Origin of the sequence: Caballeronia sp. BCC1704, from assembly GCF_902833455.1 — a bacterium.
Taxonomy (GTDB): Bacteria; Pseudomonadota; Gammaproteobacteria; order Burkholderiales; family Burkholderiaceae; genus Caballeronia.
On the sequence record NZ_CADFFT010000001.1, the window covers coordinates 41,280 to 66,011 of the forward strand.

The following is a 24,732-nucleotide window of genomic DNA, read 5'->3' on the forward strand; positions in this document are numbered from 1 at the left end:
ATGGAGCGCTAGCGCACGCGCTTGCCGGTCTCATCGATGATCACTTCGCCGTCTTCCTTCGCGAAGGGTCCCTTCTGCGGCGACGGCAGCAGGTCGATCACCAGTTCCGACGGACGGCACAGCCGAGCGCCGAGCGGTGTATCGACGAACGGCCGGTTGATGAGAATGGGATGCGCGAGCATCGCGTCGATGAGTTGGTCGTCGCTCAGCAATGGATCGTCGAGTCCGAGTTCGGCGTACGGCGTGCCCTTTTCCCGCAACGCTTCGCGCACGCTGAGGCCTGAACGGGCGATCAGCGCGACGAGCGTCTCGCGGCTCGGCGGCGCCGTCAGATATTCGACGACGTTCGGCTCTATGCCCGCGTTGCGGATCAGCGCAAGCGTATTGCGCGAGGTGCCGCACTTCGGGTTGTGATAGATGGTGACGGTCATGGCGCGCTCCGTGTGACTGTGGATGCTCGCATTCTAGGGCCGCGCGGCGCGGTGCGTACACGGCGCATGTCGCGCGCGCCTGCGTCGTGTCATGTCGCCGACCGGATCGCGAGCGTATAAGCGAATCTGCTGTTCATTGCAGAAACGCGGCCTATAACTTGAATTGCGTGCGGCGCGCAGGTTGCTGAACGCGATGCAGCGACATGACACCGTGCCGCGAGTCATTGCGTCAGCGCCGGCACCGCGCGATACCGATGCGCGGCCCGCGCGCCAGCGCGTCACTATCAAGGAGCACAACATGAAATCACGTCTCGTCATGGCGGCCGTCGCCGCCTCGTTGCTTGCTGCGGCAGGCGTCGCCTCGGCGCAGCAGAGCTACTATCGGACCGCACAGGTGCCGGGCCAGGCCACGCCCGACACGTGGACGCAGTCCGCCGACACCCAGAGCCAGACCGGCGACATGTCCTACGGCGGCGTTTCCTCCACGCGCAGCGATATGGGCTCGGCCGCCATGCGCCGCGACCCGATCTCGAAGCCGTGCGTGCGCGGCCCGCAGTGCGACATCTTCTTTGGCAACTGATAAACACTTGCGTTCGCATCGCTGCATCGAGGGCGCGTCTTTCCGTCCGCGCGGACGCGCCCCTTTTCACTCTCCCTCCCAAGGCCACCTCATGCATCGCGACACGTTCCTCGCTCAGCTTTCCGCCGAAGGCTTTCACGAAGTCGTGACGGTCACGCGCGAACCGGACGTCTCGCTCGACCTTCACGCACATCCGTTCGAAGCGAAGGCGCTCATCGTCGAAGGCGAAATCACCTTGCGCGTCGGCGGCGAGGCGCGGCTGTATCGCGCGGGCGATGTCTTTCATCTTCAAGCCAACGTCGAGCATTCCGAACAATACGGGCCGCAAGGCGTGAGTTATCTCGTCGGTCGCAAATAGCGCCAAGCCGCGCGGCGCACGCTCGTGCCGCTTCGATGCCGGTTCGCCGAGGGTTCGCTACACTCGTGTCATCCAGCGATCTTGCATGAGACCGGAGAGGCCCGATGGCGGCGAAGAAGAAGACGGAGAACGCGGCACGCATTCGTGTCGGTATCGGCGGATGGGATTTCGAGCCGTGGCGCGGCACGTTCTATCCCGAAGGTCTCACGCATAAGCGCGAGCTCGAGTACGCGAGCCGCGCGCTCACGAGCATCGAGATCAACGGCACGTTCTACCGTTTGCAGAAGCCCGACACGTTCGCCAAGTGGCGCGACGAAACACCCGACGACTTCGTGTTCTCGCTGAAGGCGCCGCGCTATGCCACGAATCGCCGGGTGTTGGCCGAAGCGGGCGATTCCATCGAACGGTTCTTTGCGAGCGGCGTGCTCGAATTGCAGGACAAGCTCGGGGCGATCAACTGGCAGTTTGCGCCGACGAAGCACTTCGATCCCGAGGACTTCGAGCGCTTTCTGAAGCTGCTGCCCGCCACCGTCGAAGGCCGCGCGATTCGTCATGCCGTGGAAGTGCGGCACGAGAGTTTCGCCGATGCCGCGTTCGTCGCGCTGCTCAAGAAGTACGGTATCGCGGTGGTCGTGGCGGGCGATTCGACGTATCCGCAGATCGCGGATATCACCGCGCCGTTCGTCTATGCGCGCATCATGGGCACGACCGAAAAGCAGAAGCTCGGCTATTCGAAGGCGGCGCTCGATCGCTGGGCCGCGCGCGCGACGGAATGGGCGGCGGGCGGCGCGCCGGAGGATTTGCAGATGGTCGGCAAGGCGCCGTCGAAGGCGTCGGCGCGCGATGTTTATCTCTACGTCATCAGCGGACACAAGGCCGCTAATCCTGCCGCCGCGATGGCGCTATGTGATCGGCTCAAGCCTGAGCGCTAGCGAATTCATACTTACTGTTTGTCGACAGATTGCGAAGATGCATCTACTCTGATTGCGGCAGAGACATTGTACGAGCGCATCCATCAATTGACCTCAACAGGTGGAAGCAGCGTGTCGTAACCAAACACCGTCCGACCAAGGACGACCAATACGATTCCAAGCGTCGCGGCAACCGCGAAAATGATTCCAAAAATCCCGGATGGCGAGAAGTGTGCCGATAACGCTGTGACGAGCGCCGCGCTCAATGGGATGGAACACATATTCATTAGACCGATAAGACCGGTCGTGATTCCTAGGTGCTCTTTTGGAATGAGCTGACTGCGCACCGTACGAATGTATATGCTGAAAGCTCCATCGCAAGCCATCAATGCGCTGTATCCAACAAGGTAAACCACATACTCCTTGGACAACGCGAGCACTAGACCGGCGAAGATCATCGCACAGAACGACGTGATTCCGAGCACGGGTAAACCGAACTTTCGGGCAATTCGCGGCACGACTGCGCACGCACCGATCGATGCAACCGCCGCCGCCGTCTGGAGCATGCCGAAGCTGCTTTCCGGAAGCCCTAAGACCTTCACGACAACCGCGGCACTCACAACCAAGGCTGCACCGTAGACAAGATTGACCACCCATGTCAATGCAGAGAGATAGAACAGCACCTTGTTCTGCATCAGAACGCCGAAGGCTTGCCGGTTTGAATGTCGTAAGGCCCGCAAAGAGAAGGATTGCGTAGTCGGAAGGGATTGAGTTTCGAAGCCGAATAGAATTAGCGATGCACCGCCGAACATCGCCGCGCCGATAAGGAGAAGCGGATTCAATCCGTCCCAAACGGAAATGAGTGCAGCAAGCGCTGGTCCGGCCACTTGCGTAATCTGCTCGACTGCCTGGAGCATAGAATGCGCCTTGGGCAATTCCGAAGCATCGAGATTGCGTGGAAGCATAGCTTCCGAGCCGACGAACGAAAGAATATAGGCGATAGAAAGAATCGCCATCATGACCGAAAGAACGGCGAACTTGCTCACGCCGCTTGCAATCAGCGCAAGCGCCACCGCTAGGACGAACGCACGTCCGAATTCGATGCCGGAGAAGAGATGGCTCGGCTTCAATCGGTCAGCGACGAATCCGGCCAGCGGGAAGAAGATGATTCTTGGAACCCATTCAATCACGAATGCAAGCCCGGAATACTTGAGATCGCCCGTGCTCTTGAAAATCGTCAGCGGTACCGCGAACAAGAGAAACTGATCAGCGAGGGCACTCAAGAATCGTGCGGCGACGAAGCGCTTCAATCGGAGAGTGGCATGCGGCATGGCACCAGTGGTTTATCCGTAAGTGATTTCGGGGAAGATTCCGTTTTTCGAAAATCGCAGGTCTCGCGAGTGAGCGCGAGACCCTGATTCGCTTGTCCTACCCGCCGGGCTGCCTGACAGAGAAAATCTCTTGAGAAAGTCGCTGGGCGAATCGCAGGTGGTCAGAGAACCTCTGCTCTGGCTCCCTTCCCTTCCAGAAGAACTCGACCGACCCCTCGCGGGCTCGCCACGATAGCGGCTTCTCTGAAACATCCAGAGGCTTTGCGGTGATTTGCATGTTGACGACTATCTCCGGGAGTTCCTTTGGACTCTTCACGTGCGCGATCACGCCTTCTTGGGCTTTGAGGAACGAAATTGCGGCAAGCCCACGCGACGGCAGTTTTTCCGGCAGATTCACCGGTATTCCAAGGTATGAGGCCACGTGTAATTGATACGGATTGATTCCATAACTACGCTCAACCAGATCCATGATCGCATCGCCGCCTGTGCGCGCCCCAACTTCGATGATTCGCACCTCGCCGGCCTCGGTGATGCGCGCCTCGAAGTGCGCAATGCCGTAGCGAATACCAAGCGCCTCGCACGCGCGTTCCGCCACATCGCGAAGTTTCTCGTTGTCGCTATGGACGGACGGCACGGAGTGGCCGGTCTCGACAAAATAAGGCTCCGGCCCGAGATATTTGTCCGTCACCGCGATCACGCGATGCACGTCGCCCTGGTTGAATACTTCGACGCTCACCTCATTACGGGAAGAGATATATTCCTCGACCACGAAGACGTCTTCGGGCGTCATGTAGGCTCCGTTGAGCGCCTTGACATCTGCTACGCACTGCTCAAACGCAGATGCGAGTGCATCGAAGCTCGTCACCTTTATCACGCCGACACTTCCCGCGAGCTCGCGAGGCTTGATGACCACAGGCATACCGAACTCACGCGCCAGCTCCTTCAACTCGTCGAGCGTCCTGAACGCGCCGAAACGCGGCACCGGCAAGCCAGCTCCGGCCAGCACCTGTTTCATGAGGTACTTATCGCGGCATCTATTTACGGTTTCGGCTGAGTTGTAGTTGAGTCCGTAATGGCGCGAAACCTCAAGGGCACTACGCACCGTGAAATCGTTCATCGGAATGACAGCTGCCGGGCGAGCCCCGTGCTCTCTTTCGAACAGCAGCACTGCCGAAAGCACGCCTTCGGGATCGGACACATCGCCAGCAATGAATCCGTCAAAAAACTTGATGGTGTTGGAAGTGCGCGCCTTGGCCAAGGTAAAGACACGAAATCCGTTGCCTGCGCGCAGCGCTCCAGCTAGCACTCTTTCTCGGAGTGGGAACTCGCCGCCAAGAATCAAAATATAGGGTTCGTGTTGTTCACTCATTGATTTACTCCTCTCAAACTGCTTCGCCGTGGCCCAGATCACGCGAATACCAAGCTGTTTTCGGTGGCACGATCGCGTATATCCCACAGGTTGTTACGTATGTTTGCCCGCAGGAGCCACCGATCCGAACCGTCGTATGACGCCGAAAAAGCGCTTCGCGCGTGCACGCCTTTTCGGTTATTGATCAACAGCGCTTGTCCTGGCTTGAGTCCAATGCCGTTGCTTTCACCGATTCGCTGACAGGCGTCGAGCAGCTTTTTCAAGGCACGCTCCGCTTCTGCATCGAGGGGCTGAACTCCATTAGCGGCGATGAAGATTTCCGGGTGAGTATGCGGCCCCGATAGGACCGGGACGGGTGCCGACCAGACCTTTTCGCCGTCAGCCGCACCGCGGATCAACAACGTGTAGTTGCTGGGCGCCGCCATCCGAAAACGCGGTTGACGCAAGATCGCGTGCGCCTGCGCGTCCAGAAGGGTCGTCACGTCTCGTGCATCCGCATATAGCGTTCGCGCAGTGCCGGCCTTATCCGCGCGCAGACAAAGCAGCAATAGAAAGTCCGGATTATGCGAATTGAACACCATCGACTCGTCGAACATTGAGTCGTTATGGAAATTCAGGAAGATCTTCGAACTGCGATTGGATTGCGTGTACTCACCACCTGGCATCGGAACGACATGGTGAACAATCTGTCCAGACTTCTCCGACATATAACCGACCGGAACTCCGATCAGTTGGGCCAGTCCTAGCAAAGACTTTTCGGAGGTGTCCGCGAGCGTACTCCCGGGCTGTCCCCTGACCGGGGTGGCAGGCAGGGATTCGTCAATAGGAAGTCCGTCGATCAGCATGACACCGGGACTCGACGGATCGCGCGCAAATCGGAAAATGTCTTCTATCAGATCGTCGGATAATCCGGCAAATACCCGATATAGACTAGCGAGCGCTTTGGGATAGTTTTCGTGAGGTAATGCAATCGATGCATACGCAGAGGTAAGCGCCGCTTTTTGCGCTTCTGTCAGGCGATGTGTCTTCAAAGGCAATGCTCCAGGCAATAAGGGAAAATATGAAGTCAGGCGACGCCCGCAGGGGTGATTAGCTCGTGGTTCTGATGGCGGCAGAACCACATGATGTCGGCTTCAAGTTTGTGGAAAATGTCGTCGTCGTTCACATGGTCTAGCGCATTGCGATGACGCCGCTTCAAATGCGACGGAATAGGCAACTTTCCAAAATCGAACAAACGGATCGCGCCGTCGGGTGCGCGCATGGGTACGACTTGCGCAAGCGCGTGTCGACTAGCACTGAACGGTACATCCAGCCGACCGTTTTGAAAGGCGTCAACGATTGACGTAATCAAATCGTCTGCCTCGAGCACTGGCGAAAGCAGCGCAGTGACTTCATCGAGTATCCAAGCCAATTCTTCCTCGACAGAATCCCTGCAAGTATCGACCAAGTCAAGAATCCAACTATTCGCTGCCTTGCTCATCAGCACTCCGCTCACGTTAGCCTCGAGCGAAGGCACACCTGCCGACTCCTGATAAGTCTTGTTGATTGTCTTGATGGCGCCACCCGCCTTGGCAACCATCGCGCCTCGGAGAATGAGCGCATCGCAATCGTGCCTCTCGTGAGGGAACGCACCCATGAATTGATGAAACACCGGAAACACGTAGTCCACGCAGTCGGGCAATAACGTTGCGGCTAGGCGGGGGATTGCGCGCAACATCGCGATGTCCTGAACGATGTGACCGGTTTGGCACACAGCAATGGAGAGACAACGAACGCCCGCTGTGTGCGCCATGGTCGCCTCCAGGAAAGCCATGGCCAATTGAATGGACGGTGGCATCAAGACTGCCGTCAAGGTGCCGAAGAACTCCCGGTCCACTATCACGCCCTGGCGTGCGAGCTCACCGCACTTCGCATCTACATCGGCCCACCAATTGAGCGAATCGCGCAACGGCACGTCTTTGCAATACGGAATGTTGTACCCGATACCTCCGCCCTCGAACGCGCTGAAACCTGGCCACGGCGACCTCAAATAGCAACCGGGGATCCGGGGAGCCATGACGGACTTGCACGGGAGCAATGACGAGTTCGTTAAGCTCCCTGCCAAGGCGCCATCCATGTGCGACCAGCGGATAGCCGTTCAATTCTTGTGGCTCTTCACGGGCTAGACGAGCGGCGATTTCGAATCGCTTGAGCCGAGTGTGCGCATCGATGGTGATCGTCGCGATATCCGGCGCAGCAATAGCCTCGAGCCCCCCCGATCAAACCACGCATACCTTCGTGACTTCCAACTCCACATCGGGGTTGAACCAACATGCGGTTATGGCGACGCGCTTCCAGCAGCCGGGCGTGAACAGTTTGCTTGGGCAGGCGGTGCAGGTAATCGATGACCTCATCCGCATCGGGCGTCTCAAGCTGCAAGTGCGTTGCGTATTGAAGATGTTGGTCAAACATGACGCTCGTGCTCCGTCTGCCCCCACACTGCAAGTCTTCTGTCGAACGGTACAGCTCGGCTGGAAGCCAACAAACTGTTGCCGGTCTCCTGCGAGCAGTGGCGCATGTGCTGTGCGAGAGTGCGACCAGCCAATACGTGCGACGCGACTAATTCGTGCGAAACGCTTCCGTCAGCCATTGCGATGGTGAGAAGCCGAGCATCGTCCGGTTTCAGTGCCAGACCAAGGTCTTCAATAAGAAATCGCTGCGAGTCGAAGAACCCACATGTCACGACGAGTTTGCCGTCACCGTCGGCACCCTCCAGACTGAGATGCGGTACGTCAGCTTGCACAAGAGCGGCAGCGCCTCTTTTCCGCTCATCGTGTGCGCCAGCGAAGGCGCGAGAGCGTGTATCGGGAATGACCGCAGGTATGAACGGCGAGTGTGCATCGATGACTGTGCCAACGCCAAAGTCGCCATGATTCGCTCGGCAGACGATGCGAATGCCATGTTCATCGGCATATTCCACGCCTCGGTGATGCAGCACCTTGGCTCCGCAGAGTGACATCGTCTTCGCTTGTCGATAAGACAGTGTTGGCAATAGATGCGCATCTGCTACGAGATTGGGGTCGCAACTATAGACGCCGGGAACATCAGAGCAGATCTCAACTTCCTCGCAACCGAAAGCGGCGGCGAGTGCTATAGCCGACAAATCGGAACTGTTCTTTCCCATCCAGGTCGTCTCACCGGTCTCCTGAGCAGACGCCTGGCCTCCCGGAATTACGATGACGTCGTGCGTTTGGAACGAATCAGCCAGACGCCGGACATCGACCGAGAGCAGGCGAGCGCGCGTGTAGTTCAAATCTGTCCGTAATCCGATCTGACTGCCAAGCAAGACCGTTGCCCTGAGACCCGAAGCGTGCAGGGCAGCGGCGAAAAGAACGGCACCAATGCTATCCGCAAGGGGAAGCCCTGCGTCGATCAAGCGATCGGGCGTAGCTGCATTGAGGCCAAGCAGGGTGTCTCGATACTGCTCGGTCAGCCCGGTTGGCGCGCTCACCACGCATACGATCCTATGCGCGGGACCCCTATGAGCGAGTTCGCGATTAACCCACTGACAGACGGAACGCATGCGCCCTTCATCAGCGAACGACGAGCCGCCAAACTTCATAACGCGGAAAAGATGATTGTTCCTCATGCCGAGATCGATTCGGTGACTCAAACGCTGATGAGGCGGCTGGGATTACGGATGTCGAACCGCTGCTGACTAATCAGCGTTTCGGCGATTTGCACAGCGTTGAGCGCTGCGCCGATACGAATATTGTCGGAGACGACCCAAAACCAGAAGGCGTTCGGATTTTCCGGATCGCGACGAATCCGACCAACATGCACAAGATCAGACGAGCCGATCACGCGCGGTGAGGGGAAGTCAGCCGCGTCAACGCCGTCGTACACTTGAATCTCGGGAGCGTCACGCCAGAGTCTCTTCAAGTCCGCCAAATCAAGCGGCCCGCCGCATTCGACGTAGACCGCTGCGCTGTGGCAATTGCGCACAGGCACACGTACGCAGGTTGCGCTCAGATGGATTGCCGGCGCATCGAGGATCTTGCGTGTTTCCTGCACCATTTTGCGTTCCTCCAACGTGAACCCGTCCTCCTCCAGAACATCAATGGACGGAACTACGTTGAAACCCAGCGGAGCGACGAAGCGCCGGTGCACTGGTTGCCCCGGTGAGTCGTCCAGAACCTCCTTGATGGATTCGTCGAGTTCGTCAAGTCCCGTGAGTCCCGCACCTGAAGCAGCTTGATAGGTCGACGCGATGACCTTGAGCACAGGATTCACCTTGTGAACCGGATCCAGCAAACGCACAACCGGTATCGTGGAACAGTTCGGATTCGCGATGATGTTCGATTGCGGACGCGTCGCTAAGCGCCGGGCGTTGACTTGTGGCACCACGAGCGGCGTGTCGTCGTCCATGCGAAAGGCGTTGGTGTTGTCGATGACTAACGCGCCCTGCGCGGCCGCGCGCCGTGCATGGACTCGGCTTACAGCGGAGCCCGCCGAGAAGAAGGCGAGGTCGACCTTGCTGAAATCGAAGTGCTCTAGATCAGCGACACGTAGGCTCTCACCGCGGCAACGCACTTCTTGCCCGGCTGATCGGCTCGACGCCGCGACGCCTGCCAGCTCCGCATCGACATTGCGCTCCTCCATGAGGCGCAACAATTCCTTTCCTACGGCGCCTGTCGCGCCAGCGATAGCGATCCTGACGGGGGAATATCTCACACTCAATCTCCTTTCATATTTTTATTCGCCTACTATGCTTGCACCTTGATCTACCGCGACAGTTGCGCGGGCGTCCGATCAGATAGAACATGCATGACGTCTCTCGGATGGCGAAGCACCATGTCAACTCCAAGCGCATGCAAGTCATCGATAACTCGGTCATTCTTGATCGCACCAACGGACAAATTCCCGCCGACCATGACCGGCGCTGAGACGTTGTAGCGAGCGCGCCATTCAGGCAAGTCGGCGAGATCTGCCCTGGCATGGCCATTCAGACTGCCGATCAAAATGGCAACCAGGTCATCGACCTCGCTCGCCACTTTCATGAACTCCTCGGTCGGAGTACATGCACCGAGATTAATCACCTTGAATCGTTGACGACGGAGATACATCGCAATCAGATGATTGGCGACCACATGCGGATCGCTGGCGGCGACTCCAAGCACGATAGTTCCTCGGTTTGGCGACACGCTAGAACGGTCGTCAACAGGCTGGTCTGCTCTCTGGACTGTCGTCATGTTCGTCTCGTTGCTTTTTGCCTCAAGTTAGCCACACCGCCATCGCGGCCTTGATCCTGCCGCTAGTGAAAGTCTGGCGACATTAGCAGCCCGCCTCGCGACCATAGATCGTTCATATGCCTGGGCAGGTTCAGGGCAGACCTATCGCCGAGGTTGCGCGCGAAAATCTCGGCGTAGTTCCCGACCTGCTGGACGATGCGCAACGGAAAGCTGTCTTGCAGTCCGAGCGCCTGAGACGTTTCCCTGAGGGGATGTAGAAAATCACGAATGTAAGCCGGCCCGCTAGCCGCAAGTTGATTGCAGTTCCGGCTATCGATTCCGAGTTCCTCGGCTTCGATTAGGACACGCATGATCCATGTGACGGCGCGCTGCCACGCCGGATCGCCGTAGCGAACCACCGGGCCCATCGCTTCCTTGGAGATCTGGTGATCGAGGATGATATGACCGCGCGGGTTGGGAAGACGCAGGCGCTCCCCCGTCAATGGAATGCGGTCGAGTGCGTACACCGTACACTCGCCCTCGGCATACGCCCGGAGCGCCTCAGCTGGCGTCGCGTAAGGCCGCATCGTGTATGCGAGCCCACGCGCGCCAAAGTAGCGTTCAAGATTTACTTCCGTCGTGGCTCCGCGTTGCACCGCAACGACGCGCCTGCGCAGCGCAGCGACACCCACGGTGGGAGCAACGTCAACCATGTCTGACGCCTTAACCATAAGCGCTTCGCCGTCGTACAACATGGCTTGTGGAAAGACGACCCCATAGCGCAACTCTCGGCCTAACGTCGCACTGGCGTTGAATGTTCCAATATCCACCCGCCCCGTCTCCACCGCGACGCACCGCTGATCCGGAGTAATTGGCTGGAACTGGATGGCCGTCGCGTCTCCAAGGACTGCGGCAGCGACAGCACGGGCGAGGTCGACATCGAAGCCACGCCAATGCGCCGACGACGGATTCGAATCGTCGCAATAAGAAAGGCCAACGATCCCCTTGCTAACCCCCGCTAACAAGTGACCGCGTCTCTGTACCTCGCGTATTAGCGACCCTTCTTTGATAAACGCCCATTCGTTCATTCGTGCCTCGCAGTCGACTGCCGATATGCACGATTATGGGAGCGTCGAAGTCTGCTGAGAATTTAGTTTTTCTTCGGGATACTTAGAAATTTTCCGTATCTCAATATCCTGCGAGCCGGTCCAGTTTCTGATGCGTCTGAACGGCTTGACTCAGCACCCAATCGCGCAGCGCGCGGGCCATAGGCGACAAACCGACAAAGGAGGGATAGACAAGAAAATAGCCCAGTTCTGTTTCGAAGCTATATTCGTCGAGCGGCGTTAGGGCGCCTTGCTCGAGCAAATTACCAATGAGCAAGTGACGACCAAGCAACAGTCCACAGCCGCTGACAGCTGCTTCTATCGAAGCGTTGGCATCAGTGCAAACCATCTTTCGCTCAAGCGTGATCGGCGGAAACCCTCGCCTTTCGAACCAGTCATCCCAAGTAACCTGCTCTCCGGATCGCATACCGACGTCCAGTATGAAGCAGATCTTATTGAGCCGTCCTTGGGCGATGAATTCTTCTATCTCTCGTTTGACTGACGGGGCACATACCGCCTGGAATCGCTCCTTGAACAGAAGGTCAGCGCTTAAAGTTTCATATTTTCCTGCGCCGAATCGAAAGGCCATATCAAATGATTCGTTCGAGAAGTCAACAAGGCGTTGCGAACCGTCCACGTACAGTTCTATCTCAGGATTCCCCTTCAGAAAGGCTGGCAGCCTCGGGTTGAGCCAGCGGCTCGCGAATGCTGGCAGCGCGCTGACGGCCACACGCGACGTACGCTCCTCTTTCGGCTGGAATGCTCGCATGATGAGGTCAAGCGCATGTGAAATATCAGCAACCGCCATCCGGCTGGTTTCAGTCAAATCGAGCCGCTGTTTCCTTTGAACGAACAGCCTTCGACCGATATAGTCCTCAAGTGTTTTGATCTGTTGACTAACTGCGGACGGCGTAACATTCAATTCATGCGCTGCTTGCGCGAGTGATCCGAGACGTGCCACAGACTCGAATGCCTTCACAGCATTCAACGGTGGCAAGCGCAGGCGATGCTTGCGCATCCCATCGTGTGTCGAATCTATTTGCGCTTCCTTGCCGTCGTGCGCGCCACCGATTTTTCTCACCAAGGAATTGCCTCGAACTGGTGAAACCCTACTACGCGCCGAGTTGCGGCCGGTCTTTCGGATGAGTTAATACGGGCCCCAGCATCTTCTTTGTTTAATTTCAGAGGTCCTTTGCGGTGACCGTTTCTGCCGAGGCGGCTCGTCCGAGCTCGTGGGAGATCCGCTGTCGAACACGCGTGGAGGGAGAAATCCGCCAATCTTAAACAGTCGGCCGGCTCGGCGACAGTCGAAAATTCTTAAAGACTGGAAACTGACAAGGCGGTCCGTTGTCGTAATCGAGTTCGGAATTCGATAGTGCACAGCTCCAAGTAGCCTTTCTGCGCACCGCACGGATCGCCCGCGTAGACCGAGACGCGGTTCTTTCGCGGCACAGACCGAAGGCTCGGCAAGCGACCACGCGCCGTGGGTATCGAGCGTCACGCGCGCACTCGGAAAACGCTCTGCGAGCGGGGTGCCGCATCCATTTCGGCTTCGCATGAGAGCAAGCCGCTCATCTTGAGTCGTTGAAGGCGTAACACGCTTACGCCGCTTCTGGGAGACCACGACTGCTCCGGGCGTCATCGCCTCTTCGTGCGCAGGCGCTCCCAGTCGTCGGCCGCTCGCGCCGCTGGCCTTGCGACCGGCCGGCTTTAGGATCCTACTGCCCGCGTTGCGACAGCGGGATGCGTGGTTCCGCGCCGTCCGGTTGAACGCCTCCCACGCATGCAAGCGCGAACCGCCCTTACTTCGCCCCCTGCCCGATCTCGTGGTTCGCCAGAAGCTCGAGCGCCCGCACCATCCCCGAGTGATCCCACGCCTTGCCGCCGTGCGCCGCGCACGCGTTGAAGAGCGCCTGGCACGTCGCCGTGTTCGGCAGCGAGACGCCGAGCGATTGCGCCGTCGAGAGCGCCAGATTCAAATCCTTCTGATGCAGTTCGATCCGGAAGCCGGGATTGAAGGTGCGTTTGGTCATCCGCTCGCCGTGAACTTCGAGAATTCGCGACGACGCGAAGCCGCCCATCAACGCCGTGCGGACCTTTTCCGCATCGACGCCTGCTTTCGACGCAAGCAGGAGCGCCTCGCCGACCGCCTCGATGGTCGCCGCGACGATCACCTGATTCGCGACCTTGCAGACCTGTCCCGCGCCGACATCGCCGATCAGCGAGACGTTCTTGCCCATCATGTCGAAGAGCGGCTTGACCTTGTCGAACGTGGCCTGCGCGCCGCCGACCATGATCGTGAGCGATGCCGCTTTCGCGCCGACTTCGCCGCCGGACACGGGCGCATCCAGATAATCCGCGCCGCGCTCGCGAACTTTCGCCGCGAACTCGCGCGTCGCGATGGGCGAAATCGAACTCATGTCCACGACGATCTGACCGGCGCGCAGCGATTGCGCGACGCCGTTCTCGCCGAAGAGCACGCGCTCGACATCGGGCGTGTCCGGCACCATCAGGAAGACGATGTCGGCTTTCTCGGCCACTTCTGCCGGGCTGTTGCACGCGGTGGCGCCCGCCTGCGTCAGCTCGGCCGGCACGCCGCTGCGCGTGAACGCGGCCAGCTCCACGCCGTTCTTGACGAGATTCGCCGCCATGGGATGCCCCATGATGCCGAGTCCGATGAAGCCTGCTTTCGTCGTCATGAATCTGCTCCTTGTGTTCGGGTTCCAGTCGGGCCAGCGTGCCGCTCGCGCCCTATTCTGCGATGAAGTGTTTTTTCACGGCTTGCGCCGCGTTTCTGAGCATGCCGAGATCGGCGCACACTGCGACGAGCGTACAGCCCATCGACAAATAGCGCTCGGCGTCCTGCTGCACGGGCGCGAGAATGCCGCTCGCCTTGCCGGCCGCGTGCGCGCGCTCGAAGACATGCGCGATGGCCGCCTGCACGTCCGGATGATTCGAGTTGCCGAGCTGACCGTACGCGGCGGCGAGATCCGACGGACCGACGAAGAGCGCATCGACGCCGTCGACGGCCGCGATTTCGTCGATGGCATCGACGGCTGCACGGCTCTCGATCTGCACGGCGACGCTGATGTTGTCGTTCGCCATCTTGAAGTAGTCCGCGACCGTGCCATAGCGGTTCCCGCGATGCCCGACCGACACGCCGCGAATCCCTTCGGGCGGATAGCGCGTCGCGGCGACCGCGCGGGTCGCATCCGCGGCGCTGTCGACGAACGGGATCAGGAAATTGACGAAGCCGGCATCGAGCAGCCGCTTGATGCCGACGGGCTCATTCGCGGGCGGCCGCACGACCGGCGCGCTCACGCTGTCCTTGAGCGACATCAGTTGCGGGATGAGCGTGAGCGTGTCGTTGGGCGCGTGCTCGGCATCGAGCAGCATCCAGTCGAAGCCGACGACGCCGAGCAGTTCCGTGACGATCGGACTGGCCAGCGACGCCCAGCAGCCGATGAGCTTCTCGCGGGCGCGTAGTGAAGTCCTGAAGGCGTTGGGCAACGGTTGGTACGGGGTCGACGACGGCATGGTGCCTCCTTGAGGTGGCTGCGCGCTTCGGGAAGTTGGCGTCTGGCGGTTAGTTGTCTGACGTCTTATCTAGCGTACCGTCGTTGATGTGGGTAAGAACAGCCGAGTTAACCCGCATACGTACCATTGCACGGCGTTTCTGTCGCCTACACGTCATACGACGTCTTATTTTTATACCGTTCCCGCTTCTCTGCTACAAGCCTCGATTCCCAGCAGCCCAACCCCGCGTCTAAGTAAACAAAAGAATCGCATATGTATACGTGGTAGTAGTTAACAAGCCTCCCATGAAACAGTGGATAACCCGCTTCTCGCGTTTCGCTTCAGACACTTGCGAAGTAAACAACTTCGGTATGGCAGCGCAGTTTACGGCGCGACGAGAGGACAACTTTCAGCGCCTTCTACGGGGCGCAGACTTATGCAGAAACGGCGAACAGGTTTCGCGCTGCGGTGGTCACAGGGTTGTCCACAGCGACGCGCTCGACGGGCAGAAAAAAAGCGCCCCCGAAGAGACGCTTCCGAGCTTAGCCACTTCTATTAGTTTCACTTAAGCTCCGAAGTTTCACTTAAGCCGACAGATTTTCGTAGCACAATCAAAGACTTATGAGGCGCCCGGTCGAGGACGCCTCAACATCCCCTGTTATTTTGCCCCTCGCTTCCGATTGCGACGTTGGCGACGCGAACTTGGAATAGTTTCACTTAAGGACGGTCTGGGGAAGCGATGCCCGCTTCCCCAGACCCTAGTTACAGCCCCTTCTGCACCTGCCTGCGCTTCCGATAGACCACCTTCACCTGATTGATTTGCTCGGTGGTAGCCGGCCCGTCAATGTTGGTCGACTGTACCCCTGGAGTCGATGCCGGTTCGTCGCCAGCGTCGCTGATAGCACGACCACAAACTCGAGCGCATGTTTCCTCAGGAAGCGATTGTTCGTCCACTACGTTTGCTTTTCGAGCCGAGAACGAACCAACCTCGAGAATATGGAGAGCATCCTCCTCGCATATCTGCATCCCGGTCATCAGCACCTGAGCTTGAACTCTCCGCCGTTCGTGCAATTGAGATTCATTGAGCTCGTGGTCCCAGACGGTGAGGCGAACGTGATTTGACAGATATGCTTGGCGTATGGCGGTGTAGCCTCCATACCCGCAAAGCCTCGCTGCGAGGTCGTATGAGTGACTCAAAGACAACGCTTCCTTGCCGCGCAGCTTCCGGAGCCTTTTGCCATGCCTCTTGACGGAATCAAGAAATGGCGGGAAGAAGAAGACAGTGTCTTCGGAGGATGACGGACGATTCCAGTCTACTGTAGCCATGTCAGGCTCCTTGTCGGTGATGGCGCCGCGCGGTGTGCGCCAAGATTGCGAAGCGATGTACTCATCGCTCCGCCGCATGACGCAATCACGTCAGGGTAGTGCGATGCGACTTTGCGATTGAGCAATCTCCAGCAGCCGAGCCTCGAGGTCGTCGTCATACGCCTGCTCGGCAAACGAGCCAGGAAACGGCTGGATTACGATGCTGAGGCTTTCCTCGACGACTGTCCCTACGACGGTGATGTCGTTTGGCCGGCCGTCCGGACTACCGTGCGCCCGTTGAAGGTTTGCTAGCCTCTGCGCGTCGCGGCGAGCCTGTGCGGCCTCGCGAGCTAGCGGAACAGTAGGGCCGTGGAACACCGTTTCCGCCGATGCCTGCCGGGATTTTTCGACCTTCTCAATCTTCTTATTCGGTTTGTGTTGCAGCAGCGCACGGCTGCGGCTTTGTTTCGGTGCTGCTTTTACCACCTGCGTTCTGTCGTCGAAGTTCCGTAGCTCCAACGCCTTCCACGCCATGACGCCTATCATGAACTTGTCTTCCCCTACTAACTCAAGCTCTCCAATCTTTCCATCATCCGCGCGCCATTGAAGGCGGTCGGCGTAAGGACCGACCCGTTTGAACTCGATTGAAAGCGCCCCTCGCGTCTTCGCCGGTCTCCGCATATGTTCGTTGTAGAGAGCTTTGAGCTCGGTAGAACTCCAACGTCTGCCAAGGTATTTCATCTTGCCGGCGCGCACGCTCGCTTTTCGCCAGGGTATGAACCGCAGCCAGATGTCAAAGGGGTCCCACTCACGCCGCTGGTCGCCGGCTCGGTTTTCTGGACGCTGGTAGAAGGCCCAAAGCGAATAGGGGTGGATTAGAACGCCCTTTTCTCTCATATCGTTGCTGCGCAGATGACGTTTATTCGCGTACAGGTTCACATGCTGAATCGCCATCAGAAGGAACGTCTCTAATTGTTCGACCGTAATGGCCTCGTCGCCAGCTTTGATGCGCCGCATTTCGCGCGAGAAGATGTCTCTCTGTCGTGAGAATGCTCCCTTCAACTCGAGAAAAAGATGCACCATCACGTTATTGAGGCTTTCTCCCACCGACTTCAAGTCGCCCCGTGCGGGAGGAGCGACAAACTGCGTGAGGCCCATTTCCTCGCAAGCGGTCGCGATGACGTCCTTCGTCATACCAGCATTGTCGAAAAAGACAGCGTCGATGTTTCCGTGTAGCAGTCCGCGCGCGTTTTTCAAGCCGAGCTGCTGCGCACGTTCAGCCTTTGGCATGTAGACAGATGCGATACATCGACGAAATGATTCAGCTCTCTCGTGTCGCATTTCAATTTCATAGCCAACGACCGCTCCGGTACGCCGAGACACCGCGAACATGATGGTTACATACACATCCTGCGGCTTGCCAGCAATCATGGCGCGTACTGGAATCTTGGCAACGAAGCCGTCGACGTCGACCACTTCGAGGTTGAATCCGAATGTCATCCAGCTCGACTGACCTGTCCTCGACTTTGCGTATTGCTCCGTGAGACGCGGCCCAAGCCTTCTTTTCTCCGCATCGTTCTTCTCGAGAATATGCTCCCTGCAGTAGTACAGGAACCGACTTTCGCCGGGAAGTAGTCGCTTGGGGTAGCGCCCGTATTGCTCCTCGACCATGCGGGCATACGTCATGGGTAGCGACTGCTTATCTTCAATATGAAAGGTGACGACTGCAAAGACAAACTTGACGATGTCCGACGGCCGGATAGGCCCGTGCCGTTGAGAACATTCTTCCCCGGTGATTTTGGACCGCATCTTGTCTTGCTCTTCTTGAAACGTCAGAGGCCCCGGCCGCCTGACATTGATGCCAACGCGCGAGGCCCCCGGCCCCCCTTGGCGCTGCGTCAGCCTCACCATCGCGCGTTTTACTCCACCGAAATACACGTAGCGGTAGAACAGTTCGAGCACATATGTCTGATACCCCATAGGTTGCTTCAGACTTTTGCAGACGTATGTCAGCGCAGCAGCCCGTTCGCCAAGGTCCGTTTGAACGAAGGGATTGAAAAGGCGGAGGTTGTGCCCTTCATGTGCAGTGTCGACACAGCAGAAGGATTCGACGATTGATTTGCGACGCTCGGCACCTACCAAGCTCGAATCTGGCAGCTCCTTACTGGGGTCTGCTACCTCGACAGGCGTGATTGTGTCCTGAATCTGGTACGCATCTTCTAGTGCAGCTTTAGGCCCGGATAACTCCCACTTTTCCCACGCTCCCACTCCAGTCGGCGTAGAGTCGGCCACAATCCTGAGAACGTGCATGAGGCGACTCTGCGGGTCCCACGTGACTGCACGGTAAGCCACACTTCCGCGGTCGCGCGCACGGCGGAACAGAGCGAATCTAAAGAGGTTGCCTGGCCAGGCACCAAGATGATGAAGGTCGAGTATCCGCCGGCCCAGCATTGTGTCGGTCACGTTTCGTACCGCCGGCGCAAATTGTGAATCTGGCATTTGCGTTCTCCTAGGAAGGTTGACGCCAGGCATGCTGTTGCGGAGAACAACATGCCTGGTGACTGCTCAACGAATCAGCGCAATGGGCTCATGAAGCTTCAGACGCCTGCTGTGGTCTAACGTGAGGAACCCGTATGCCACCGCGACCGCGAAGAGCCTGAACCCTTCATCTGGTTCAATGCACAATCGCTTCGAGATACGCTTGACGACCGAGGCCATCTTTCCCTTCGCGCTGCTCTGATTCAGACACCGAGCGAAGATGCGTGCCGACTCGTAAGAGGATGGAGCGTCGGTATACCGCATGCAGGAGTGCAGCAACATATAGTTCTCAACCTCGATGCGCGGAATCTCGTTGGCGCGAATGAGTTCCCAGGTCCAACCACGCACGGCCATCGCCGCTCGTTCTCTGTCTTCGCGCTCTCGGTCCTTTGGCGAAGGGTCATAGCCGGCGTGCTTTACTGAGATAGCGTGATAGCGAGGCGTATTGCCGCCGGGGAGTATGTAAGTCAGGACCAGGTCAATGGTCATCACCTGTCGTCTCAGCATGCGCTCCCCCGATGCGTTCGCACGCCAGAAGTCCGCGGGGTCGTAGACTGGATACTGCTCGCGCAGGTCAATCACGTACGGGTTGAACATGTGCGCGACTTGAACGGCGAGTTCACCCATCGACAACATCTCATATCGCCTGCGATATTTGACTCCCCGCATCGTCGCCCGGGTGCCGATAGACATTGGCGTACGCGCTTCCAGCATAGGCTCGTAATCCTCGCCTGTCGGCCATCCATAGTCGTCAACCGGCGGCAGCATGACGTTGGGTGGAGTCTCAAACGGTAGAGGCAAATCGCGAAGATGAAAGTGCGCGGGCTTGCTTCTGACCTTATCCGGCCTTGAGCGCAAGTTGACATCAGTCCACTCACGTCTGATTTCAATCGGCACGAATGACCGGCGTTGCGTCTCTGGCGCGTGCTCGACTCCCGCATGCTGCTTGTTATCCTTGAGACTCCAACTCGGGGCGACAACGTCTCGAATCGCGCGCGTACGCACTTTGGGAGGTGCAGATTTGCGACCATTGACAGGTCGAGCGGGATTGGAAATTTCGTGATGCTGTCTCATGTTGTTGCTCCTATGGCTGGACCGACTCCACGTCGGCCACGGGTTGAACAAAAGAAAAAGCCTCCCGATTGGCCTCCCGGTTTTGCTGCTTTCTTTGCGCACGAGGAGTCGACACATCTAAACCAACAACTCGGCGGCGCCATGCGGTGCGGTCCTCAACAGATGCCTTCAGTGCGTCATTCGTGCGTGGTAGATGCGCTTTTAAGTGACCAACATGGCCAGCGAGCTCGTGTCCCCGCGTTAGGACAGTTCTCGTAATCGCCTTGGGGAAGCCCTCCTCCACGAGCAATCGTGCCCGTTCATGAACATGAGAGCTCAGCGATGCATCAATCTTTTCGTAGTCCTTATTTCGGTGGGCACGTTTAAGGTCAGGGACGTCAACTCCAGCCTCCCGAAGCCTAGCTTTGGTGAAAAGCGGCCCGTATCTCTTCGGAAACTTTGCTGTGATTTCCGAGTGAACCAGACATGGGTTGGCTTGTCGTTCCTTCACATATTTTGCGCAAATCTTCGCGAAAATCCTGTCTTCGTGCTTGGCAACGCGATTTTTATCCTTACGCGTCGCCTCTGGAGGCTTTGGCACGGCTTCGTGCACTCGGTCGGTCCACTCACGATGAGGAGGGTTTTTGGTTAGCCATTCTTCGAAATTCGCCCACGTCCCATGCAATAGTGAAAGCAGTCCAATGGTCTGGACAGGATTTGCGTAGACGCGCTTGCCTGTCAGGAGGTCGGGAACCGATGACTTGTCCGCAAGGACTCTCGTCCTGTTTAGTAGCGAACGCATTGGATGCTCGTGCAACAATTCTGACACGCGCTCCATGTTTGGGCTGTTGTCGATAACCAAACCGAGTTCGCTCGCTTTCTGTGAAGCGGCCCATGAGACCGCATCGCGTTGGATGTCAGGCCGATAGTCGACGTTCAGCAGGAGCGTGGAAACTCGATGTAGCTCAATCTCTGCCGCTTCTTCTCTGCTTGACAAGCCAGAGGTTCCGTAGAGGGGCCGGAGACCACAACCGCAGTGTTTGCCGGGACTCGAACATCGCTCGGGATTCTGTTTGAAGTCTTCGCGGCACCTTCCGCAGGCTGTCTCCAGCGGCCGAGTATGTGAGGAGCAATACAGCAGGCCAGGAACAAGGTTCTTCCGATTCCAGAAGGGCGTCTTGCAAGCCGCGATGTTGACCGTCACACAATCCGGACACGACGCCAGAATGGGGGTAGCCCATCCGCTGCCTTGCCCATTCATCCCCAACAAGGCCAAGATGCCACCCTTGTACTTGGTTTTGCAGTGGGCCAAATAGACACCAATGTCCTCTGAGGTCATCACTCTCGTTTGCAATGGGAGAAGAGTGTTCGTTGCCGACACTTGCTCGAACGTACCGATTAAATCGCGGAAGGGAGCCATGAGCGCATCCAGACCGCTCGGGGCGAACCACCCAAAGGTCCGGATTTCGTGCGGAGTCAGTCCTGCTAACCTCGTAAAGTATGTCGATAACATCTCTTCTGGTGGCAAGGACGTTTGGAGCAGCGGCGCGTGCATCATAGGACCTCCTCAAGGTTCACGAGACCACAGCGGGAAAGTTGACGTTCTACCGTCACCGGTCTGAGTGCAGCCGCGCGAGCAATCACGGTGGGCGCGGCAGAACAGCTGATTGCGAAATCGTTCACTGAACTCTGGATTCGACGCGCGACAAACACCTCTTTGCTGGCTGGCGTGACCGCCGCGGCGCCGACGCCACCGAACTGCGCTACGGCGCGATTAAAGGCGAATTCGGTCATCCCGTGTGCGACGCGCATCTGATAGGCGGATGGCAACGGCGCGCGACCATATGCAGAGCTCCGCGGGTCGACGTGGTCGCTGTAGATGGCGTCTTCGACGCAAGCAGGCAAAGGCCGAACTCGCCGGCCACCGACCCGGCGGGAGCGCTGCGGCTGATGTTCGACAAACCAGTCACGGTCGTTGCGATACAGCCAGCTCCATAACGCAGCAGCTTTCTTCCGAAGACCTTTCCGCGTGCAATCGCTCGAGTCGTCGAGGAGGTTCAGCCACGACAATCGTTTTGCAGAGAGCACATCATCGCCAGGCCTGGATGTCGGCTCGTGTGGCCCCATCTGCTTCCGCACTGGGGCATCGTCGGCTTCGGTTGCGAAGATATATGCCAGCTCGATGGTTGCCGGATGAATGGGTCTACCGCGCGAGAAAGCTCGAATCGCGGAGACCCAAAAATCGCCGAGGCGAGCAATTTCTGACAGCCGCGGGTCCTCGAACCCCTCAGCGAAGAACCGCTCTGATTCACGCTGCAACGTTGCAATGGCCCAGCGACCTGATTCCCGGACGTAGCCCTTTTCGGTCAGCATGGCAACGATTGCCGGCCATGTATCAATGCAATGGCACTTCTCACAAAGCTCGATAGCCGTTCGCGCATAGAGAAGCGAGTTGCGGCGGGCGCAGGTCGTGCCTTCCTTGCAGAAGAGACCTTCATAGGTACTGCCTTCGCCATCGCTTTCGAGCAGCGCCCCATCTCGATAGCAGCGTGTCACGTAGTCAATGCAATGCGCGCAGTATTGGACCGGGTGTCCGTGCTCCTGCCAGTCGTTAAGAGCACACTCCGGGCAGACCAGTTCCGTGCGGTTCTGACATTGGAAGAGCGGTAACAGCCTGGTGCACGGTGTGCGATACCGGCCGTTGATGAGCGAGGCAGTCAGACAGTTGAAGCTTGCTTCCGACATGCCGAGCGCTTGCCACGCACGAAGACTGTAGTCGCTCAGGATATGCTCAGCGTCTCCATAGACGCCTTCGGTTATCTGGCAAAAAAGCTTCGCTCGGCAAGGCAGCGAATTGATGAGCGGCGCGCACCGGCGCAAACTGGCCGCATGAAGGTCCCGCGCCCGAGCGCAGTTCGTGCATTCGGCTACCGTCCGCAGAATTGAAGCCGCGCTTTGCCCCTTCAGTGCTTCTGGAAAGGTGAAGAAGCTCATGGAGCGGCTCCCTGGAGAAGTGTCTCGGGTGGCTGAGGCAGCGTAGCTCGGTGGACCTCCGATGTTGAGATGCCATACGGGACAGGTGCGGGCTCCAGGAGCTTTGGAAAAACCTTCGTTTTGCTGTAGTCGTCTTCCAAATCGAGAGTGGGGAAGGAATTGAGAACAGTCCTCAGCGGCAGCCAGTCAGCGTACCGCAACACGTGGCCGCGCTTGAACGCTCCTCCACGTTCAGCACGCTCAACGGCACCCAGGAAGGGTTGTTCAAGGACCAGAGCGTTGCTCGCGTAGCCTGCCAGCAATGCCGCAGTAAGCTCCTGCCTCCCGTCAACCGCCCAGGCTGCAGATATGAAGGCGCCAAGCTTGACCGCCAGCTCGATGCGGCCGAACGTCAGTCTCCAGAGTTCGACGATGAACCAGTCGGGCGCCTTTGTGCCCGATGCGATGTACTTGAGCCAAATGAACTGTGCGACGTTGCGCCATGCCCCAGAGAAACGGCCGAATGGTTCAATGACGTATACACCTCGCGATGTGAGGGTGCTCAGCGCCGCCGACTGCTCAACCAGGCCAACGGCCATGCCCGCAGTGCCGAGAATGACGATGGGGATGCCAGTTGCCACAGCTATGCTCGCGAGCATTCGCCATCCTCGGCTGGCGTGATGCGGCTCCGCTTCGCGGGTATGAAGCGGCCCGACAATAATTGCGCCGACGTTCGCCGCAAGCAGAATCGCCTGGGTCGACGTAGTGGCTTCTTCCTCGGTGCTGAACAGCGTGCCCCGGCCGCGACTGGCCAAGCCCGGGTGAAGCTTTGCGCCGATATACCGAGCGACATATCGGGCGATAGCTTTCGGACCGCTTGTCAGCGCGGGAATAATGACCAGCGATTCGAGCCGGAAGTAGCGCATCACCTGACCGGAGTCGACCGTCACGTCGACCGGTCTCAAGTCGTGACCGAGAAACTTCTGCAGGGAATGGACGAGAGCGCGCAGCCCAACGCCGGCAGTCCCGACCACGAAATGAACACGCGGTTGGGTCCCCGTCACTACGATTTCGTGGTCGTTGACAGGATGTCCGTGGCGGTTTTTCCGGTAATTGAGCAGGCGGTTCATCGTCAGGACCTTTGCTCGATAGGCGGGATTGGAAAGGTCCCGCTCTCCCGCACTTTCCCGGCAAGAAACGCTCAGGTCCGCTCCGAGTTGCCCCATGACTCCAGTTGTTATCAAGATGTGGTCATCCGGTGTGGTCGACAGCTGATTTCCCACCGGGAGCAACTCCAACTCCTTTCGCGCTTGTGCCGGCGTGACTGTGCGCTTGCCTAATGCCACAGGTTCGCGGCTGACCTCGATTGGCGCTGAGCCCAGCCTGCTTTCGGTTATCCGTTCAATGGCCGTTGCGGTCGTTCCCATTATTCGCCTCCGCGTAATGGGGCGGGAACAGGCGACGCGCAAGACGTGCGCCGGCCGCGAAACATAGGCTGCTGTAAGAGATGTCTTCCCGGTGCGAAGCGTTCGGTTTGGAAGCGACTCGGGAAAAATGTCGGTTGGGCGCCTCCGACCAAATTGTCTGATTGATACGGACTAATGCCGAGAGACAGACAATTCGGCGGTACTGGAGGGTTACAGTTAGATAATTCCGATTGGAGATACATTGCATTACCTCATACGATAGATAGCCGAAATCCTACGGATTGGTTTTTAAACCAATTTTTGGAGGAGCGAGCGTTGACAGCGGCGCTATCGTTTGAGAAACTACGCGCGTGTGAGGGGCGTAGTTTTTTTGATAACGCGCATCCGGGTAAATGGGGCGGCTGGTAACCGTCCCATTTATTTTTTATGGTCAGCTCAACGCACTCTGACCGATTCAATTAAGCGGTTATTCCATATTCCTCCTAAGCAGGTCGCCTCGTTAAAACAAAAGGCCGGCGGATTCACGGCTTTAAACGCGAGCGCTCCCCCGACGACCGTCGGTGCAAAAGCAACTCGAAACAATCAGCCGCGACTGTCCCTCCGCCAGACTAATGACGAATCATT

Annotated in this window: 21 protein-coding genes; 3 read left to right on the plus strand and 18 right to left on the minus strand. The window is 58.1% G+C overall.

The window, feature by feature from the left end:
* Positions 1 to 8: 8 nt before the first annotated feature.
* Positions 9 to 431, minus strand: coding sequence for an arsenate reductase (glutaredoxin) (gene arsC, locus HWX53_RS00210; protein ID WP_175938337.1), 423 nt, complete (start codon positions 429 to 431; stop codon positions 9 to 11).
* A 298-nt stretch (positions 432 to 729) separates the two neighbouring features.
* On the opposite strand from arsC, the gene HWX53_RS00215 reads away from it, so the two are divergent.
* From HWX53_RS00215 to HWX53_RS00225, 3 genes are all read left to right on the plus strand, one after another.
* On the plus strand, positions 730 to 1,011 hold the full coding sequence (locus tag HWX53_RS00215) for a hypothetical protein (protein WP_175938338.1): 282 nt from the start codon (positions 730 to 732) through the stop codon (positions 1,009 to 1,011).
* Positions 1,012 to 1,102: 91 nt separating this feature from the next.
* On the plus strand, positions 1,103 to 1,369 hold the full coding sequence (locus tag HWX53_RS00220) for a cupin domain-containing protein (protein ID WP_175938341.1): 267 nt from the start codon (positions 1,103 to 1,105) through the stop codon (positions 1,367 to 1,369).
* Between the two features lie 104 nt (positions 1,370 to 1,473).
* Positions 1,474 to 2,301: a DUF72 domain-containing protein gene (locus HWX53_RS00225; protein ID WP_175938343.1), complete on the plus strand. Its 828-nt coding sequence runs from the start codon at positions 1,474 to 1,476 to the stop codon at positions 2,299 to 2,301.
* An 83-nt stretch (positions 2,302 to 2,384) separates the two neighbouring features.
* Here HWX53_RS00225 and HWX53_RS00230 read toward each other — a convergent pair whose 3' ends face one another.
* The 17 genes from HWX53_RS00230 to HWX53_RS00315 form a co-directional block, all read right to left on the minus strand.
* Complete coding sequence (locus tag HWX53_RS00230; protein ID WP_175938345.1) at positions 2,385 to 3,611, minus strand: MFS transporter; 1,227 nt, start codon at positions 3,609 to 3,611, stop codon at positions 2,385 to 2,387.
* A 97-nt stretch (positions 3,612 to 3,708) separates the two neighbouring features.
* Entirely contained in the window at positions 3,709 to 4,980 is a 1,272-nt protein-coding gene (locus HWX53_RS00235; RefSeq protein ID WP_175938346.1) for an ATP-grasp domain-containing protein, read from the minus strand.
* A gap of 38 nt (positions 4,981 to 5,018) precedes the next feature.
* Positions 5,019 to 6,011 (minus strand): TauD/TfdA family dioxygenase, encoded by a 993-nt coding sequence (locus tag HWX53_RS00240; RefSeq protein ID WP_175938349.1) that lies wholly within the window; start codon positions 6,009 to 6,011, stop codon positions 5,019 to 5,021.
* Positions 6,012 to 6,046: 35 nt separating this feature from the next.
* Entirely contained in the window at positions 6,047 to 7,036 is a 990-nt protein-coding gene (locus tag HWX53_RS00245; RefSeq protein ID WP_208454771.1) for a hypothetical protein, read from the minus strand.
* A gap of 387 nt (positions 7,037 to 7,423) precedes the next feature.
* The gene (locus tag HWX53_RS00255; protein ID WP_175938351.1) at positions 7,424 to 8,608 is read right to left on the minus strand and encodes an aspartate kinase; all 1,185 of its coding nucleotides are present in this window, start codon (positions 8,606 to 8,608) and stop codon (positions 7,424 to 7,426) included.
* A gap of 20 nt (positions 8,609 to 8,628) precedes the next feature.
* Entirely contained in the window at positions 8,629 to 9,693 is a 1,065-nt protein-coding gene (locus HWX53_RS00260; protein ID WP_206467185.1) for an aspartate-semialdehyde dehydrogenase, read from the minus strand.
* Positions 9,694 to 9,743: 50 nt separating this feature from the next.
* Positions 9,744 to 10,211 carry a cobalamin-dependent protein gene (locus HWX53_RS00265; RefSeq protein ID WP_175938355.1) on the minus strand — a complete coding sequence of 156 codons (468 nt, stop codon included), beginning with the start codon at positions 10,209 to 10,211 and terminating at the stop codon, positions 9,744 to 9,746.
* Between the two features lie 62 nt (positions 10,212 to 10,273).
* Entirely contained in the window at positions 10,274 to 11,278 is a 1,005-nt protein-coding gene (locus HWX53_RS00270; RefSeq protein WP_175938357.1) for a transporter substrate-binding domain-containing protein, read from the minus strand.
* A gap of 100 nt (positions 11,279 to 11,378) precedes the next feature.
* Complete coding sequence (locus tag HWX53_RS00275; protein ID WP_241269909.1) at positions 11,379 to 12,377, minus strand: LysR substrate-binding domain-containing protein; 999 nt, start codon at positions 12,375 to 12,377, stop codon at positions 11,379 to 11,381.
* Positions 12,378 to 13,098: 721 nt separating this feature from the next.
* A complete protein-coding gene (locus HWX53_RS00280) occupies positions 13,099 to 13,995 on the minus strand; it encodes a 2-hydroxy-3-oxopropionate reductase (RefSeq protein WP_244139972.1) in 897 nt (298 codons plus the stop codon).
* 52 nt (positions 13,996 to 14,047) lie between these two features.
* Complete coding sequence (gene garL / locus HWX53_RS00285) at positions 14,048 to 14,833, minus strand: 2-dehydro-3-deoxyglucarate aldolase (RefSeq protein ID WP_175938361.1); 786 nt, start codon at positions 14,831 to 14,833, stop codon at positions 14,048 to 14,050.
* Positions 14,834 to 15,574: 741 nt separating this feature from the next.
* Positions 15,575 to 16,138: a hypothetical protein gene (locus tag HWX53_RS00290; protein WP_175938363.1), complete on the minus strand. Its 564-nt coding sequence runs from the start codon at positions 16,136 to 16,138 to the stop codon at positions 15,575 to 15,577.
* A 90-nt stretch (positions 16,139 to 16,228) separates the two neighbouring features.
* Positions 16,229 to 18,616, minus strand: coding sequence for a hypothetical protein (locus tag HWX53_RS00295; protein ID WP_175938365.1), 2,388 nt, complete (start codon positions 18,614 to 18,616; stop codon positions 16,229 to 16,231).
* Positions 18,617 to 18,682: 66 nt separating this feature from the next.
* Positions 18,683 to 19,729: a TnsA endonuclease N-terminal domain-containing protein gene (locus HWX53_RS00300; RefSeq protein ID WP_175938367.1), complete on the minus strand. Its 1,047-nt coding sequence runs from the start codon at positions 19,727 to 19,729 to the stop codon at positions 18,683 to 18,685.
* Between the two features lie 10 nt (positions 19,730 to 19,739).
* Positions 19,740 to 21,128 (minus strand): hypothetical protein, encoded by a 1,389-nt coding sequence (locus HWX53_RS00305; RefSeq protein ID WP_175938369.1) that lies wholly within the window; start codon positions 21,126 to 21,128, stop codon positions 19,740 to 19,742.
* Positions 21,129 to 21,262: 134 nt separating this feature from the next.
* A complete protein-coding gene (locus HWX53_RS00310) occupies positions 21,263 to 22,702 on the minus strand; it encodes a TnsD family Tn7-like transposition protein (protein ID WP_175938371.1) in 1,440 nt (479 codons plus the stop codon).
* Entirely contained in the window at positions 22,699 to 24,108 is a 1,410-nt protein-coding gene (locus tag HWX53_RS00315) for a hypothetical protein (RefSeq protein ID WP_175938373.1), read from the minus strand. The genes HWX53_RS00310 and HWX53_RS00315 overlap by 4 nt, the downstream gene beginning before the upstream one ends.
* Positions 24,109 to 24,732: the final 624 nt, after the last annotated feature.

Bases quoted from the DNA above. Each gene is read 5' to 3' on its own strand.
- HWX53_RS00305 (WP_175938369.1), bottom strand. From the start codon at position 21,128: ATGGCTCCCTTCCGCGATTTAATCGGTACGTTCGAGCAAGTGTCGGCA.
- HWX53_RS00315 (WP_175938373.1), bottom strand. From the start codon at position 24,108: ATGGGAACGACCGCAACGGCCATTGAACGGATAACCGAAAGCAGGCTG.
- HWX53_RS00290 (WP_175938363.1), bottom strand. From the start codon at position 16,138: ATGGCTACAGTAGACTGGAATCGTCCGTCATCCTCCGAAGACACTGTC.
- HWX53_RS00245 (WP_208454771.1), bottom strand. From the start codon at position 7,036: ATGGCTCCCCGGATCCCCGGTTGCTATTTGAGGTCGCCGTGGCCAGGT.
- HWX53_RS00215 (WP_175938338.1), top strand. From the start codon at position 730: ATGAAATCACGTCTCGTCATGGCGGCCGTCGCCGCCTCGTTGCTTGCT.
- HWX53_RS00280 (WP_244139972.1), bottom strand. From the start codon at position 13,995: ATGACGACGAAAGCAGGCTTCATCGGACTCGGCATCATGGGGCATCCC.
- HWX53_RS00270 (WP_175938357.1), bottom strand. From the start codon at position 11,278: ATGAACGAATGGGCGTTTATCAAAGAAGGGTCGCTAATACGCGAGGTA.
- HWX53_RS00295 (WP_175938365.1), bottom strand. From the start codon at position 18,616: ATGCCAGATTCACAATTTGCGCCGGCGGTACGAAACGTGACCGACACA.
- HWX53_RS00230 (WP_175938345.1), bottom strand. From the start codon at position 3,611: ATGCCGCATGCCACTCTCCGATTGAAGCGCTTCGTCGCCGCACGATTC.
- HWX53_RS00235 (WP_175938346.1), bottom strand. From the start codon at position 4,980: ATGAGTGAACAACACGAACCCTATATTTTGATTCTTGGCGGCGAGTTC.
- garL (WP_175938361.1), bottom strand. From the start codon at position 14,833: ATGCCGTCGTCGACCCCGTACCAACCGTTGCCCAACGCCTTCAGGACT.
- HWX53_RS00300 (WP_175938367.1), bottom strand. From the start codon at position 19,729: ATGAGACAGCATCACGAAATTTCCAATCCCGCTCGACCTGTCAATGGT.
- HWX53_RS00265 (WP_175938355.1), bottom strand. From the start codon at position 10,211: ATGACGACAGTCCAGAGAGCAGACCAGCCTGTTGACGACCGTTCTAGC.
- HWX53_RS00220 (WP_175938341.1), top strand. From the start codon at position 1,103: ATGCATCGCGACACGTTCCTCGCTCAGCTTTCCGCCGAAGGCTTTCAC.
- arsC (WP_175938337.1), bottom strand. From the start codon at position 431: ATGACCGTCACCATCTATCACAACCCGAAGTGCGGCACCTCGCGCAAT.
- HWX53_RS00310 (WP_175938371.1), bottom strand. From the start codon at position 22,702: ATGAGCTTCTTCACCTTTCCAGAAGCACTGAAGGGGCAAAGCGCGGCT.
- HWX53_RS00255 (WP_175938351.1), bottom strand. From the start codon at position 8,608: ATGAGGAACAATCATCTTTTCCGCGTTATGAAGTTTGGCGGCTCGTCG.
- HWX53_RS00225 (WP_175938343.1), top strand. From the start codon at position 1,474: ATGGCGGCGAAGAAGAAGACGGAGAACGCGGCACGCATTCGTGTCGGT.